At 62.0% G+C, this 14,316-nt stretch carries 14 protein-coding genes; 8 read left to right on the forward strand and 6 right to left on the reverse strand.

Annotated elements, in window-relative coordinates:
* Positions 1 to 255: 255 nt before the first annotated feature.
* Positions 256 to 939, reverse strand: coding sequence for a helix-turn-helix domain-containing protein (locus tag AC0QUY_RS04200; RefSeq protein ID WP_161852182.1), 684 nt, complete (start codon positions 937 to 939; stop codon positions 256 to 258).
* Between AC0QUY_RS04200 and AC0QUY_RS04205 the strand changes: the two genes are divergently transcribed.
* From AC0QUY_RS04205 to AC0QUY_RS04215, 3 genes are all read left to right on the forward strand, one after another.
* The gene (locus tag AC0QUY_RS04205; RefSeq protein ID WP_475385882.1) at positions 938 to 3,043 is read left to right on the forward strand and encodes a sensor histidine kinase; all 2,106 of its coding nucleotides are present in this window, start codon (positions 938 to 940) and stop codon (positions 3,041 to 3,043) included. The two genes, AC0QUY_RS04200 and AC0QUY_RS04205, sit on opposite strands and share 2 nt — an antisense overlap.
* 9 nt (positions 3,044 to 3,052) lie before the next feature.
* The gene (locus tag AC0QUY_RS04210; RefSeq protein ID WP_475385883.1) at positions 3,053 to 3,664 is read left to right on the forward strand and encodes a response regulator transcription factor; all 612 of its coding nucleotides are present in this window, start codon (positions 3,053 to 3,055) and stop codon (positions 3,662 to 3,664) included.
* Between the two features lie 185 nt (positions 3,665 to 3,849).
* Entirely contained in the window at positions 3,850 to 4,221 is a 372-nt protein-coding gene (locus AC0QUY_RS04215) for a response regulator transcription factor (protein WP_371419422.1), read from the forward strand.
* Between the two features lie 166 nt (positions 4,222 to 4,387).
* Here the strand turns inward: AC0QUY_RS04215 and AC0QUY_RS04220 are convergent, their stop codons facing one another.
* On the reverse strand, positions 4,388 to 4,840 hold the full coding sequence (locus AC0QUY_RS04220; RefSeq protein ID WP_161852186.1) for a hypothetical protein: 453 nt from the start codon (positions 4,838 to 4,840) through the stop codon (positions 4,388 to 4,390).
* A 157-nt stretch (positions 4,841 to 4,997) separates the two neighbouring features.
* Between AC0QUY_RS04220 and AC0QUY_RS04225 the strand changes: the two genes are divergently transcribed.
* The 3 genes from AC0QUY_RS04225 to AC0QUY_RS04235 are packed head-to-tail and all read left to right on the forward strand — an operon-like array spanning position 4,998 to position 7,108.
* On the forward strand, positions 4,998 to 5,453 hold the full coding sequence (locus AC0QUY_RS04225) for a hypothetical protein (protein WP_161852187.1): 456 nt from the start codon (positions 4,998 to 5,000) through the stop codon (positions 5,451 to 5,453).
* On the forward strand, positions 5,446 to 6,678 hold the full coding sequence (locus AC0QUY_RS04230; protein ID WP_161852188.1) for an HlyD family secretion protein: 1,233 nt from the start codon (positions 5,446 to 5,448) through the stop codon (positions 6,676 to 6,678). Before AC0QUY_RS04225 ends, AC0QUY_RS04230 begins: the two co-directional genes overlap by 8 nt.
* 13 nt (positions 6,679 to 6,691) lie before the next feature.
* On the forward strand, positions 6,692 to 7,108 hold the full coding sequence (locus tag AC0QUY_RS04235; RefSeq protein ID WP_161852189.1) for a hypothetical protein: 417 nt from the start codon (positions 6,692 to 6,694) through the stop codon (positions 7,106 to 7,108).
* 368 nt (positions 7,109 to 7,476) lie between these two features.
* Here AC0QUY_RS04235 and AC0QUY_RS04240 read toward each other — a convergent pair whose 3' ends face one another.
* From AC0QUY_RS04240 to AC0QUY_RS04250, 3 genes are read right to left on the reverse strand one after another with little or no spacing between them, the layout of a single operon-like run.
* Complete coding sequence (locus tag AC0QUY_RS04240) at positions 7,477 to 8,475, reverse strand: SIS domain-containing protein (protein WP_475386043.1); 999 nt, start codon at positions 8,473 to 8,475, stop codon at positions 7,477 to 7,479.
* An 11-nt stretch (positions 8,476 to 8,486) separates the two neighbouring features.
* On the reverse strand, positions 8,487 to 9,431 hold the full coding sequence (locus tag AC0QUY_RS04245; protein ID WP_475385884.1) for an N-acetylmuramic acid 6-phosphate etherase: 945 nt from the start codon (positions 9,429 to 9,431) through the stop codon (positions 8,487 to 8,489).
* A gap of 19 nt (positions 9,432 to 9,450) precedes the next feature.
* Complete coding sequence (locus tag AC0QUY_RS04250) at positions 9,451 to 10,398, reverse strand: glucosamine kinase nucleotide-binding domain-containing protein (RefSeq protein WP_475385885.1); 948 nt, start codon at positions 10,396 to 10,398, stop codon at positions 9,451 to 9,453.
* Positions 10,399 to 10,515: 117 nt separating this feature from the next.
* Here AC0QUY_RS04250 and nagA point away from each other — a divergent pair, with 117 nt between their 5' ends.
* Together nagA and AC0QUY_RS04260 are read left to right on the forward strand one after the other, a co-directional pair.
* Positions 10,516 to 11,697: an N-acetylglucosamine-6-phosphate deacetylase gene (gene nagA, locus AC0QUY_RS04255; RefSeq protein ID WP_475385886.1), complete on the forward strand. Its 1,182-nt coding sequence runs from the start codon at positions 10,516 to 10,518 to the stop codon at positions 11,695 to 11,697.
* On the forward strand, positions 11,698 to 12,900 hold the full coding sequence (locus tag AC0QUY_RS04260; protein WP_475385887.1) for an aspartate kinase: 1,203 nt from the start codon (positions 11,698 to 11,700) through the stop codon (positions 12,898 to 12,900).
* Positions 12,901 to 13,163: 263 nt separating this feature from the next.
* On the opposite strand, the gene AC0QUY_RS04265 is transcribed toward AC0QUY_RS04260, so the two are convergent.
* Positions 13,164 to 14,258, reverse strand: coding sequence for a cyclase family protein (locus AC0QUY_RS04265; protein ID WP_161852195.1), 1,095 nt, complete (start codon positions 14,256 to 14,258; stop codon positions 13,164 to 13,166).
* Positions 14,259 to 14,316 lie beyond the last annotated feature (58 nt).

Consider the following 14,316-nt stretch of genomic DNA (forward strand, 5'->3'; position numbering starts at 1 on the left):
TTCGCTCTCACTTCGTGCGAGTTGCGCCGGAGGTGCCCCACTTCTTCCTTCCGTTTCCGCTTGGCTTGCCGAACCGTAGTTTGCGGGTTGCGGCGCTTTCAGGATGTGAACGCGAGATGCACAACCTGTGGGTCGTGGTCCCAGCGAGTTAGCCGAACTTTGTCCTGATGTTCGGATAGTCCACCGCGGTGCTGTTCGAGGTTCTGCTCAAGAGGATCGAGCATCTCGGCGCGATTGCCGCTCTGGGGATGTTCTTCAGTGTTGTAAATCGTAGCTAGCGAGCTTGTCCCGGTCGCGCAGAACGATTTGTCGCTGGCTTTTGCCGATGAAGCTGAGAACGCCGAGATCGTGCAGCCGCGACAGGGCGCGCGATATCGTCTCCAGCGTCAGCCCGAGATAGTCGGCGATGTCGCGCCGGCACATCGGCAGCGCGAGAATGCCTGCCGCCGTTGATCGGCGGTCCATCTCGATCAAGAATGCCGCGACGCGCTCCAGCGACGTTTTGCGTCCCAGTAGCAGCATGTGATCTTCGGCGTGCCGGAGATTGCTCGTCGTCATGCTGAGCAGATTGCGGGCCACCTTCGCATTGCTCTCGGCCACCAGCTCGAGGCTGCGCCGTTTCAGCAGGCGAACGGTGGTGTCGATGATTGCTTCGGCGGTAAAGCGATGCTCCGTCCCGATCTCGAGCCCGAAAATATCGCCGACGAGGTGGAAGGCGCCGATCTGACGGCGACCATCTGAGAGCAGTTTGTAGCTCCGTACGGCGCCGGCCGCGACCTGGTAAACATAGTCGGCCGGCTCCTTCTCGCCGAAGATTTCGGCACCCTTCTTGTAGCTGAATTCGTTCAAATTGATTCTGATCGGCGCCCCGCTTTTGGGGTCGTACTCTCCAAAAATGCCAGGGAATTCAGCAAAGCTGGTACTGACGCGGGCAAGCATGGACCATCTCCTCGATCGAACGAGCCGATCACGCAAGTGGTGGCCTCGATTTTTTTCTAACTGTAGAATGCGACGCTGCTGCCACATTCTGCGAAAATTGTTTCACAATGGGAGGCCATTCTCGCGATCAGCGGCCGGCGGTCCATTGTCCCTGAGGACAGGTCGGATGCGTCAATATGGCTGCCACGGATGCGATACTCTACGATTGCATACCGGGTGTTCGCGACCGCCGCCGGATGCTAGTTTTGCCCGTGCTAGATTCAGGGGCGCCATGGTCTGGATCATCGGGTGGATTGTAGGGCTGATCGCTTTGCTGGCACCGATTTGTGTCTCGGCACAGCAGGCGCGGCCGCATTCCGTCCTCGTGCTCGATCAATCGGATTTGCGCGGACCGTTCCATTATCAGCTTTGGTCGGGAATGCGCGGGGTGCTCGATGCCCGCGCCGGTGTGCGCGTGACGATCTACGGCGAGAACCTCGATCTGCCCCGCTTCGGCGGAGCCGCCTATACGGAAAGCCTGAAGCGGCATCTCAAGGAAAAATACCGGGATCGGCCGATCGATGTCATCGTGGCAATGGGCAGGGGAATGCTCGAGCATACGTTGCGCTGGCGCGCAGAATTGTGGCCGGACACTCCCGTCGTATTCGCCATGCTGGACGAGAGTGATCTTGCGAAGCTCGAGGGGCAAGCGGGAGTAACGGGAGTCATTCTCAAGAATTCTCTGGCGGGGACCATCAAAGCCGCGCGGGCGGTGGTGCCCGACCTCGACACCGTTGCTCTGGTGGGGGATGCCTGGGAGCGGCAGGCTCTTTTCAGTCACTGGTCTGAGGAAATTCCCGCCGCAACATCCGGCTTGAACGTGATCGATATCGTTGGGCAGAAGATGTCCGACATCCGCAAACGGGTTTCCGAATTGCCGGAGCGGAGCGCCATCATCTATACAGGCGTGTTCTCGGACGGCGAGGGCACATTCTATCCCGCGGCGACTGCGTTCGGGATGATTGCCGAAAAGGCCACCCGCCCCATCATCGTCGGCGCCGAACCGCTTTTGGCCGTGGGGGGAATCGGAGGATATGTCCTGATCGCGACGGAGATCGGCGCGGAGGCCGCGAAAATCGCGCTGCGCATTCTCAACGGCGAACGCGCCGGAGAGATCTCTCCGGTAAGCGGCGGCGTGAAGCCGCTCTTCAACTGGCAGCAAATGCAGCGCTGGAATGTCAGCGAATCCAGCCTGCCCGAAAGCGGCGAAATTCGCTTCCGCGAGCAGACGTTCCTGGAGAGATATCGCTGGCAGAGCTTGGCCGTCGTGGCGGCGCTGTTGCTCCAGGCGGGGCTGATCACGTTCCTGCTGCATGAGCGGCACTTGCGGCGCGATGCCGAGGTGGAATCGCGCAATCGGATGTCCGAACTCGCTCACGTCAATCGGAATGCGACGGCCGGCGAATTGTCCTCCTCGATCGCGCACGAGCTCAATCAGCCATTGGGCTCGATCCTGACCAACGCCGAGACCGCCGAATTGATCCTGAAGTCGGATAATCCCGATCTCGGAGAAGTCAGGGAAATCCTCGCCGACATCAAACGCGATGATCAGCGCGCCGGCGAGGTGATCCGCCGGCTGCGCGCTTTCCTGAAGCGGACGCCATTCGAAACACGGGAGATTGACCTCAACGAGATCATGAACGAGGCCTTCAGGTTCCTTTCGGCGCAGGCCTCCGGCCGCAACGTCGCGCTCTATCTGCAGACCACGCCGGGCGAACTGCGCATCAAGGGCGATCCGATTCAGCTGCAGCAGGTCATCCTGAATCTGGTCGTGAACAGCATGGATGCCATGTCCGCGATCCCCTACGGCCGCACCGTGATAGGCCGCACGGAATTGAACGGCGGATCCACGGTCGAGATTTCGATTTCCGATTCCGGCCCCGGCATCCCGTCCGACAAGCTCGGTCAGGTATTCGATCCATTTTTCACCACCAAGGACCAGGGCATGGGGATCGGCCTTTCCATTGCGCGCAGCATCATCCTGGCCCACAAGGGAAATATCTGGGCCGAGAACCAGAGCGGCGGTGGTGCGACGTTTCATTTCACGCTTCCATTGGCGGCATAGGAGATGAGGTTGCAGGGACACGTTCACGTCGTCGATGATGATGCTTCGTTCCGGATCGCGATCGAGCGCCGCCTGAAACTCGCCGGCTATCAGGTCGCGACCTATCCGTCGGCGCAGCAACTGCTCGACTGCCTGCCGGATGACAACGAGCCCGGCTGTATCCTGCTCGACGTGCAGATACCCGGCCTGAGCGGCCCTGAATTGCAGGGACGCCTGAACGAACTCGGCTTGACGTTGCCGATCGTATTCCTGACCGGGCATGCCGACACGCCGACGACGGTGCGGACCATCAAGGCCGGCGCGGAAGACTTCCTCACCAAGCCGGTGGAATCAGAGCAACTGCTCGGCGCAATTGAGCGAGCGATGGCGCGTCATGCCACCCTGCGCGATGAACGGTCCAGGCTGGGAGAGGTGCGAGCGCTGGCGACGGAACTGACGCCGCGCGAGCGGCAGGTGTTCGGCCTCGTCGTGCGCGGCAAGCTGAACAAGCAAATCGCTCATGAGCTCGGCACGACGGAGCGCACCATCAAGGCGCATCGCCATCAGGTGATGGAGAAGATGAAGGCGCGATCTTTGGCTGAACTGGTGACGCTGGCCGAGCGGCTCGGCGTGCTCAGCTGATACGTACGGAACCTGTCCGGAAGGACAGTGTGAAGTTCTTTGACAGGTAGTATCCTAGTCACCGATAAAACCCGAGAACCCCGGTGGTTGAATAGGCGGGAACCTTCGTCCATTCCAAAAGTTTAGCCGGGCAGCCTAGAGGCTATGCCGAGCGTTCCCGTAACAACTGAAAGCCGAGCAGCTTGTTGCAGCGCAAAGCCGTTTTTATCGTTGATGATGACCCCTCCATGCTGAAGGGCCTGCGCCGGCTGCTCGGGGTGCATGGTTTTGAAACTGTGCCGTTTGAAACAGCAGATGCCCTGAAGGATCATGACAATTTCGAACAGGCCTTCTGCCTCGTGCTCGATGTCAACCTGAGCGACGGATCGGGCATCGAGCTGCGCCATCAGTTGGCGGAAGCGGGCGTGAACGTGCCGGTCATCTATATCACCGGCAATGACAGCGACGCCACGCGCATGGCCGCCTTCGCCTCCGGGTGCATCGCTTACCTGACAAAGCCGTTTACCGCGACGTCGCTGATCGAGCCTATCCAGCGGGCTGCCGCCGCTGCTGCCTAGTTCATTCTTCGATCTTCTGCTCTCTCCGGTTCGCCGATCAGTGCAGAACTAGCTGCATCGCCGGCAATGCAGGTATTGGTGGGCGCCTGGTGAAAGGAATCCTGTGTTCCGGTCCATTGTCCTTGGATATGCGCAATGCTTCACGGTTCAATGGCGATCGGTCCCGCTAGCCGTCCCAGCTTATGGTGATGCTGATGTCGCCGGGCACGTCACCGGAAAAATCGACGATCTGATAGCGGATGCGATAGCCGCGCGGCTGCAGATAATCGCTCCAGAGCTGGAAGATCTCCTTGGGGATTCCGTTCAGCGTCTTTTCCCAGCCTTCTTCCATCTGGTTGATGGCTCGGCCGCGATCGCTGCACAGCGTATTCGGGAAACGGTAGAGCTGCACCTCCGTCAAGCCGTTGCGCACTGCACGGTGGATCACGGTCGAGGCGAGCTTGACCTTCTCATCCTCGGACAGACCCGACGGTCGGCTCAGCTTCTCGATCAGGGCATACTTCTCGGCTTCTGCCGCAGCCAGCCGCTTGACCATCTCGTCGGCCTTTTGCACCTCCTTCAGCGCCGCCTGCTTCTGGATTTCCTTCGCGCTGGGGATCAGGTCGTCGATCTTGGCCATGTACGTCGCTCCTGAATGACCGTTCACAGCATTGGGCGCTCAACGTTACGGCTGGCGCCGCGGAGCACTTCTTGATTCAGATCAAGCATTGGGAGACCATAGCTCCCACTCTGCGCAATGCGCAGTCTTCGGGCGACCTGACAGGGGAGTACGAGCTTTGAGCGAACAGATGCATCCGGCAGCGCCACACCATCTGCCGTTCTTTGTCCCTGGTCCGGACGGATCGGACACCCTGATGGTGGTGATGGGGATTTTCCTTGTGGCCGTCATCCTATGGGTCGGCACCCTGTACTGGAAATTGCATAGCCTGCCGGAGCGCATGGCGCACCGGACGCATAAGCTGCAGTTCGAGATCGTCGCCGTTCTCGGCTTGATCTCGCTCTTTACCCACATGCATATCTTCTGGATTGCGGGTCTGTTGCTCGCGATGATCGATCTGCCGGATTTCGGCACGCCGCTGCGCAGCATCGCGGGATCGGTCGAGCGTATTGCCGATGCGGCGCCTGGCCCGCCGCTTGACGAAGAAAAGTTCGAAAATGTCCCGGCGCAGGCCGACGGTCGCGGCGCCACAAAGGAAGCCGCCGCCAAGCAGGAGGTGCACACCCATGCTTGAGCTGATGATCTGCTCGCTTGTGACGATCCTGCCCGACTATCTCTATCGCCGCTATGCCCAGGGCAAACGGTTCGGCAAGGAGATCACGTTCTTTTCGGTCTGGTATGAACTGCGCTGGGGCATCACCGGCTGCCTGATGCTGACCATCGGGTTGATCACGATGATCTTCTACTACCATCCCTCGACGACATCGGCGGCGATCTACTTCCGCACGGTGCCGATCCTTCCCGAAGGCTCGGGCCGCGTTGCCGAGGTGAATGTCGGCTTCAGCGAGGCGGTGAAGAAGGGCGACGTCCTCTTCAGGCTTGATAGTTCGAAACAGCAGGCGGCCCTCGAGACGGCCAAGCGGAAGATTGCCGAGGTCGATGCGGCGTTGATGAGCGCGCGCTCCGATGTCGTCAAGGCGGAAGCTCAGATCGGCGAAGCGAAAGCCAACCACCAGCAGGCCAAGGACGAACTGGAGGTCAAGAGCGAGTTGCAGCGCCGCAATCCCGGCATCGTGCCGCAACGCGACATCGAGAAGCTGCAGGTGCTGGTCGATCAGCGGCAGTCCGGCGTCGATGCTGCGAATGCCGTCAAGGAGTCGGCGGTGTTGCGCGTCTCAACGCTGCTGCCCGCCGAGAAAGCGAGCGCCGAGGCCGCGATGGCGCAGGCGCAGGTCGACCTCGACAAGACCTACGTTCGAGCAGGCGTCGATGGTCGCGTGGAGCAATTCCTCGTGCGCACCGGCGACGTCGTCAATCAGTTGATGCGGCCGGCCGGAGTGTTGATTCCGGAAGGCGCAGGGCGGAGCGTGCTGCAGGCCGGGTTCGGCCAGATCGAGGCCCAGGTCATGAAACCGGGCATGGTCGCGGAAGCAACCTGCATCTCGAAACCCTGGGTGATTATTCCGCTCGTTGTTACCAGCGTGCAGGACTATATCGCCGCGGGCCAGTTCCGCTCCGGCGAACAACTGATCGATCCGCAGAGTCTGCGGCAGCCGGGTACGATCCTCGCCTTCCTGGAGCCGCTGTACAAGGGCGGTCTTGAAGGGGTCACGCCGGGCTCTAGCTGCATCGTCAATGCCTATACCAGCAATCACGACGTGATCGCCGACCCGAAGACCGGCGCGCTGAAAGGCTTCGCCCTGCATGCCGTCGATGCGACCGGCCTGGTGCATGCGCTCCTGCTGCGCATCCAGGCGCTGTTGCTGCCGGTCAAGACGCTGGTGCTGAGCGGTCACTGAGGGGAAAGATGAGATGAATTGCTTCCACACCAATGCCGTATCTGCGGCGCTCCTGCTTGGCGTCTCGATCGGACTTTGCGGTTCTGCCGGCGCTTTCGATCTCAATGGAGCCTGGGCAAGCGATCCGGACAACTGTTCCAAGGTGTTCATGCGCAAGGGCACACAAGTGACTTTCACCGACATGTCCGACGTGTATGGCGGCGGCTTCATCGTGGAGGGCGACCAGATCACCGGAAAATTCGCGCGCTGCCGCATCAAGGCAAAGAAGGATGAAGGGGCGACCATCAATCTCCTGGCGGCCTGCGCCTCCGACATCATGCTGCAAAGCGTACAGTTCAATCTCAGGGAAGTGGACGCCAACACCGTCATGCGCCTGTTTCCGGGGATGTCCGGCATGGAAATCAAATACGCGCGCTGTCCGGCGCTGTAGCGGAACTCCGGTCGGTCGATGCCTTGATTCAGGTCAAGGCCGCTACTCGCCAGTGGTGCCGGATGATCGAAGGGGAGCTTCGCTGGCACCGGGTCTGCTTGATGTCGAACGAGCCTCGCCAAGGGCGGCTGATCGGATCGTCCGCCGCCTGATGCACTGCCCGAGCACGCCGCATGAACCCGATGAGATTGCCGACCTGGCTGCGGATCGCCTTGGTGGCCGGCCTGTTCCTGCTGGTCGCAGGCAACAAGACGGGTACCGCGATTTCGTTTTTGAACGCGGGCGAAAGCCGGTCGCCGCTTGACGGTCGAATTGCGTTGACCGCACGGGCGCCATGTCTGGTGCCCCCGCTTTCGTTCAGTCCGCCGTCAAAACGTCTCGGTAATCTTGCTCAAGCGAGGGGGACGATCCGGGTCGAATCCGCAGGCGCGCGCTGTCTGTTCGATCATCCGATAGGCCGGAACGAGCATGGTGATCGGGTCGGTGGCGGGGTCATCCTCGGCCAGCCAGGGCAGCGAGCCATGCGGTCCGCCGCATAAATGCAGCGCGATCTCCTGCTCGCGCAATTCTTCTGCCAGCGCGTCCACCGTAACAGCCGTTTCATCCATGAGGCGCATCATGACAACCGGCGTGCGCGATGATAACGCGGCACGCGGCCCATGCTGCAGCTCCGCGGCGCTCAGGCCAATGGAAGGCAGGCGCAGGATTTCCGAAAGCTTGAGCGCGATCTCCCGCGCCGAGCCGAGACCAAGACCCCGCGCTGCCACAAACACGGCTGACGCCTTGGCGAGATCATCGGCAATCTCGGACCAGTCGAGCGCCAGCGCGCGGTGCAGGCGCTCGGGCAGCCTGTCGAGGGCTGACCGCAGCGCCCGATCTTCCGCCAGCTCGGCAACAAGCTCGGCGCCAGCGGCCATCGAGCCGATCACGGTCTTGGTCGCCGCCACGGAGTGCTCTTGGCCGGCTTCGATCGGAACGACGAACTCGGCTTCGTCAGCCACAGGCGACGACGTCGCATTCACGATAGCGATGGTGCGGGCGCCCGCGGCGCGCGCCGACCTGGTCGCCGCGACGAGATCCGGGCTCCGCCCGGATTGCGAGATCACGATGAACACCGCATGGCGCAGCATCAAGGGCGTGCGAAATGCCGTGATCACCGAAGGAGCGCTGGCTGAGACGGGAAGGCGAAGCCGCGTCTCGACGAGGTATCTTAAGAAAACCCCGGCATGCCCGGAGCTTCCGCGGCCGCACACGACGCACAGGGGGGCGGAGCCAATCCCAATTCGCTGCGCGATGTCGCGCGTGGCGGGGCGGTTGCGAACAATGTTGGCGACAACATCCGCGCTTTCCCCGATTTCGCTCGCCATTGCGGATGACGTCACGGCTCAACCGCTCCGCCTTGCTTGCGTGCCGCCGCTGCCTTGGGATGCCGGTCTTGATCCTTGGTGAGCTCGGCAAACACGCGCCGAAGGTTGCCGTCACAGTTTTTCAGAATGGTCTCGGCATCAACCCTGTCGACACCCAACGCCAGAAGGCTAGCCGTCTTGATGTCTCCCTCGGCCTGCTCAAGCGAGCGTGCCGCATGCGACGGATCGCAGCGCGCGATTTGTGCCACCATGGCCTCGGCGCGCCGCTTCAGCTTGGCATTGGTCGGCTGCATGTTGACCATCATGCCGCGATACACCCGGCCAAGGCGCAGCATGATCCCCGAGGAGATCAGATTGAGCACAACTTTCTGGGCTGTGCCTGCCTTCATCCGGGTGGAGCCGGCGATCAGCTCGCGGCCGGTCTCGATCAGGATCGGAAACTTTGCCGATTCCAGCAGCGCGGTGCCGGGATTGTTGGCGATACCGATCGTCACTGCACCGAAAGAGCCTGCCTGCTGCAGCGCCGCGACCGTGAATGGCGTTGTCCCGCTGGCAGCAACGGCGATCACCACGTCGTGCGGTGTGAGCCGCGCGGCATTGATCTGCGCGACTGCATCATCGACATCATCCTCCGCGCCCTCGATGCTGGTAACGAACGCGCTGTCGCCGCCTGCGACAACGAAACGGACGCGCTCCCTGGGCCAGGCGAAGGTCGGCATCAGCTCGGCGCCGTCCTGGACCGCCACGCGGCTCGAGGTGCCGGCGCCGACATACACGATGCGACCGCGATCGCCCAGCGCCGCCTTCGCCGCTTCGGTCGCCGCAGTGATCGCGGGAAGGGCATGACCAATCGCCGCGACTGCCGCAAGCTGGCCCTCCCACATCGCTTCCATCGCTGACGTCAGCGACCATGCATCAAGATCGGCAAAGCGGGGATCGACTTCTTCGGTGGCCATATAGTTGATCCATGTGCCATCAAACGCGGAACTTCGAAACCTGTTCATGGTCAGATTCTCTGTCCGTTTCTCTGTCCGTTTCCCTCTTGGGCAGGTCAAGCCGCCCTCGCGCCAGCAGAAGCGCGCCGGCCGCCGCGTCGGCATCGGGACGCCTCAGGCGAGCGCGCAGGTCAGGCGTCAGCCAGGGCGTCATGGCATCGGCCAGCCCGCCCACCAGCGAGAGTCGGTCAATTCCCCTCGCCAGGAACAGATCGAGCAGATCGCCAATGGCATCGGCCGCGCGTTCGACGATGCGACGGCCGACCGGATCGCCCTGATTGGCGTGTCGCATCACGATCGGCGCGAACGCAGCGTAGTCTGCGGCCCTGGCTTCTTCAGACCAAGCCACCGCCTGATAAGGATCATGATCGAATGCGCCCAGCACCTCTGAAAGCAATGGGGTCAGTTCGCCGCGGCGATCCGCGGCCCGCAGCGCCAGTCGAACGACGTGGAGGCCGATATCGGCACCGCTGCCTTCGTCCGACACAGGAAAACCGTAGCCGGCGATACGGATTTCGCGACCGTCGATCAGGCCGACGCCGACCGAACCTGTGCCGGCTACCACGATGGCCCCGTCCGCGCCGCTATGGGCGCCGAGACAGGCCGCGAGGCCGTCGCTGGTGAAGATGACGGACGCAAAGGGATGCGCGATCTTGTTGAGCGCCGCTTCCGCGCCCCGGCGACCGAGACCGGCAAGGCCAATTCCGGCGTGCATTCGCGCGAAATCCTCGTGCGTCAGTCCGGCCTGTGCGGCGGCCGCTTCGGTGGCCTCCATGATCGACCGCCAGGCCTTCTCGAAGCCAATCCGCGTCGTGGCAGGCCCCGAGTTCGCTGTTCCGAGTACCCCGCCGTTTTCGTCTTCGATCCGGGCGCGGCAGCGAGTTCCGCCGCCATCAATGCCGAGATACGTGGTACCTTTTGTTCCCATGGAAAGTTAACGCGAAGGTTTCCCTCCGGGTCCTCCCGAGCTCCTTGGTGTACATATGAAGTCCTGTGCAGGACTCGTCTCACGAGTCCGTGACTTATCCTTCTCGGATCAATGCTGATGGGCCATTTGGGTTCTTCCTCCCTCACGGTTGCCGCGCAGCGCATCTTTGATGGTGCCGACATGCGCGGGCCGGGGGCGGTCAGGATCTCGCAGGGGCGGATTGAAAGCATCACTTTCGGCGAGGCGGCGGCGCGGGCCTCAATCCAGCTTCCCGCGGACGCGATCCTCGCACCCGGATTCATCGACATCCAGGTAAACGGAGGCGGGGGCGTTCTTCTCAACGACCAGCCCACGGAGGCTGGCGTTCGACGCATCGTTGAGGCGCACCGCAAGGCGGGGACCACGGGCTGCTTGCCGACCCTCATCACCGATCGCAGCGAGGTCATCGAGCGATTGGCTGCGGTCGCCGAGGCCAGTCTGAAGATTCCCGGTGTTCTCGGCTTTCATCTGGAAGGACCGGCCCTCAACCGGTCTCGCAAGGGCATTCATCCGGAAGCCGAGATACGCGTGCCCGATCAGCGCGATATGGCCGCGATCAAGAGTTTTGGGCGATGCGGCCGCTCCATGGTGACCTTGGCCCCGGAATGCGTGCCTGCGTCCATGATCGATGAATTGATCGGCGCCGGGCTGCGTATCGCGGCCGGCCACAGCGACGCCACCGCGACCCAAATCGGGCAGGCGGTCGATCGCGGTGTCTCGGGGGTGACCCATCTGTTCAATGCCATGTCGCAGCTAAGCGCCCGGCAGCCGGGCCTGGTCGGCGCCGCGCTTGATGATGACCGGCTGTTTGCAGGGATCATTTGCGATGGCATCCACGTTGACCGCGCCGCTTTGTGTGTTGCCTTCCGCTGCAAGGGGCGCGACCGCTTGATGCTGGTCACCGATGCCATGCCATTGGTAGGTACGAACGACCGGCAATTCGTGCTGCAGGGAAGGCAGATCACGTTGCACGAAAATCGCCTGACCGGGCCCGATGGCACACTCGCGGGCGCGCACCTCACCATGATCGAGGCGGTGCGCAACGCCGTTGCGCTGCTCGGAATCTCCCTTGCAGATGCCCTCATCATGGCCTCGCGGACTTCAGCGGCATTCCTCGGCCTTGAGTCCGAGCTTGGACGGATCGCGCCCGGATACCGCGCCGACCTTGTCGCCTTCAATCCGAACTTTGAAGTCGTCGGCACGTGGATAGGCGGTGTCGGTTCGATGGACGACGCGAGCGAGGCTTCTCAAGGAGGCTAGATGCGCAACCATCCCATCATCGTGCAAAAATACGGCGGTGTCTGCCTTGAAACACCGGCAAAAATTCGCGCGGTTGCGCGCAGTCTCGCCGACCTGCATGGCCGTGGTCATCGTGTCGTGGCGATCGTCTCGGCCATGGGCAAGACCACCGACCAATTGATCCAGATGGCTTACCAGGTCAGCCCTGCTCCCAATCGCCGTGAACTCGACATGCTGCTAACGACCGGTGAGCGCATCAGCATGTCGCTGATGAGCATGGCGCTTGCCGATCTCGGCGTGCCCGCGATCAGCTTCACCGGCAGCCAGGCCGGCGTGATGACCGACGACTCCCATTCCTCCGCGCGCATTCTGGATGTACGGCCCATTCGCGTGCGTGAGGAACTTGATCGTGGGCGCGTTGTGGTGTTGGCAGGGTTTCAGGGCGTGAACCCGGCGACCCGGGAGATCACCACGCTGGGCCGGGGCGGCAGCGACACCACGGCCGTTGCGATGGCCGCAGCATTGAAGGCCGAACGCTGTGAAATCGTCAAGGAGGTCGACGGAATTTGTTCGGCCGATCCGCGCATCGTGCCGGACGCAAAGCCCCTGCGACAAGTGGACTTCGCATCCCTGTCGGAGATGTGCTTCTGGGGTGCAAAGGTCCTGCATTTTCGCAGCGTAGAGCTGGCGCAAAGTCAGGATGTACCTCTGGTTCTCAAGCGGTGGGGTGGCGTTGAACACAGTACGCAAGTGATGAAAGAGGTTGCAGGCATGGAAAATGGAAAAGCTCTGGCCGTCAATTCGATCGCGCGCATTGAGCATGTGGAAATCGATTCCAAAGATCTCAATCATGGTTTCGAGAAGTTCGCGCAGCATCTCAAGCAGAACAGTCTGTCCTGGCCGCAACTCCTCGACTCCGGCTTCACCGCTGGAAAAACCAGCATAACCGTGGCCTGCGATTCAGAGTGGCTGGATGCGCTGTTGCGCACGCTGGAGCAGAGCCAGGATCTGCGCAAGCAGCGCGAGGCTTCAAGCGCGGTGACTCTCACCTGCTTCGGTGCCATTTTGCCGGAATTGCCGTTCACCGCGTTGCAGGTACTCGCACATCACGGGATTGTCTCCGACAAGTACGCGATGTCGCCGAATTCGGTCAGCCTGTTTGTCCCCGTGGAGACTCGGGAAGCCGCGGTTAAGGCGTTGCATTCGCTTGTCCAGCAAACATAGGTTCAGCGGCGAGAGCAGCCAGCCAAGTCCGGCCGATAGCCGAGTGTCCCTACCACAAGTCTGGTCGTGGCTCCCCCCCGTCGACGCGACCATCGCACAGGCACGCACGTCGTAAGCCTCGCTTAGTTCGAGCAAATGTGAACGTCGGCTCCTTGCGGACATTGAGGCCGCCCCAGCGAACGAAACCAACGCTCCTCAACCCTATCCTTCGTGAGACCGGCGGCGTGGGCGGTCCATCCGCCCACGCCGCCAATGCGCCCTCGTTATGTGATCGCGATCGGGCAGCCGTTGCTTCCCGTTGCGCCCTTTATCGGGGCAGGGGTGAAGCTGTAGACGAACTGGTACTTCCTGTCGGCGATGAGCTCGTCGAAGATCAGGTTCTCGTGGTTGAGTATCCCGTGCTTCGTCTGCAACTCGCTATGGACCGCGAAGGCGAGCGACTTGTCTGGATTGGGCACCACTTCGACCGCCCAGGTGTCAGCCGCGGTCAGCGCGAGGTCCTTTTCGATCACCCATCTGGCGGCGTCGAGGCCGATGCCCGGCTCTCCGCTATTGTAGCGATCATTGTTCTTCATCCACAGCGAACCCCAGCCGGTGTGGAACATGATCGCGTCGCCCGGCTTGATGTCGCTTTCGGGAATGTTCTGCTTCTGCAGCGCCGCCTTGATGTCGGCTGTGGTAATCTCCTGGCCGGCGTCCATCATCCCGCCCTTGAGCGCGACCATGTCGATCAGATGAGCGCGGGTGAAGAGCGGCTTGAGCTTCTCGGTGCCGAGCTTCTTGAGACCGTACGCGTCGCCGATCTCTGCGGCGGTGAAGCCGTTGTAGAAACGCATCTCGCTCTTGTCGCCGTCCTTGCCCATCTGGATGCCGATGTGGCCGAGACCATCGAACTGCGTGCCGGTCTGGCCGATCTCAGTGGCGAGAAACTCGTCATGATACACAAGCTTGTTGTCGCCGAACGGGCCGCCGGTCGGCCCCCCGGGAATGCGCAGCGAGAACGCGCGCGCGCCGAACAGCGGCATGCCCTGTTCGTAGACACGACCGATCTTGTAGATCTTGCCATCCTTGATCCATTTCACCGCGTCGAGGACCTTCGCCGGTGTGATGTGGTTGGATGCGCCGGCCTCGTCGTCCTTGCCCCATTTTGAGGGCCACCAGGGCCTGTCTACTCCCTTGGGCATGGAGGTGGCGGTCTGCGCCTGCGCTGCGGTGACCGGCGCGAGCGAGAACTTGCCATGCATCGCGCCTGCGAGCGCCGCTCCCGCAGCGCCGGCCAAGCCGGCTGTGCGGAGCAACGTGCGGCGATCGGTTGCCATCTCGCCTTTCTGCTCTTCGCCCCTGACTTCATCGTCCATCGTTCCCTCCCAGATTGTGCCCAGGAAGCTGGGCTTAAAGATTTATTTTCGACAATGC

This window comes from Bradyrhizobium sp. WYCCWR15520 (genome assembly GCF_056174665.1).

What these genes read in the sequence shown, in the direction of transcription:
- AC0QUY_RS04205 (WP_475385882.1), top strand. Translation starts at nt 938, where the DNA reads ATGGACCATCTCCTCGATCGAACGAGCCGATCACGCAAGTGGTGGCCT.
- AC0QUY_RS04200 (WP_161852182.1), bottom strand. Translation starts at nt 939, where the DNA reads ATGCTTGCCCGCGTCAGTACCAGCTTTGCTGAATTCCCTGGCATTTTT.
- AC0QUY_RS04220 (WP_161852186.1), bottom strand. Translation starts at nt 4,840, where the DNA reads ATGGCCAAGATCGACGACCTGATCCCCAGCGCGAAGGAAATCCAGAAG.
- AC0QUY_RS04230 (WP_161852188.1), top strand. Translation starts at nt 5,446, where the DNA reads ATGCTTGAGCTGATGATCTGCTCGCTTGTGACGATCCTGCCCGACTAT.
- AC0QUY_RS04235 (WP_161852189.1), top strand. Translation starts at nt 6,692, where the DNA reads ATGAATTGCTTCCACACCAATGCCGTATCTGCGGCGCTCCTGCTTGGC.
- AC0QUY_RS04240 (WP_475386043.1), bottom strand. Translation starts at nt 8,475, where the DNA reads ATGGCGAGCGAAATCGGGGAAAGCGCGGATGTTGTCGCCAACATTGTT.
- AC0QUY_RS04245 (WP_475385884.1), bottom strand. Translation starts at nt 9,431, where the DNA reads ATGGCCACCGAAGAAGTCGATCCCCGCTTTGCCGATCTTGATGCATGG.
- AC0QUY_RS04250 (WP_475385885.1), bottom strand. Translation starts at nt 10,398, where the DNA reads ATGGGAACAAAAGGTACCACGTATCTCGGCATTGATGGCGGCGGAACT.
- nagA (WP_475385886.1), top strand. Translation starts at nt 10,516, where the DNA reads ATGGGCCATTTGGGTTCTTCCTCCCTCACGGTTGCCGCGCAGCGCATC.
- AC0QUY_RS04260 (WP_475385887.1), top strand. Translation starts at nt 11,698, where the DNA reads ATGCGCAACCATCCCATCATCGTGCAAAAATACGGCGGTGTCTGCCTT.
- AC0QUY_RS04265 (WP_161852195.1), bottom strand. Translation starts at nt 14,258, where the DNA reads ATGGACGATGAAGTCAGGGGCGAAGAGCAGAAAGGCGAGATGGCAACC.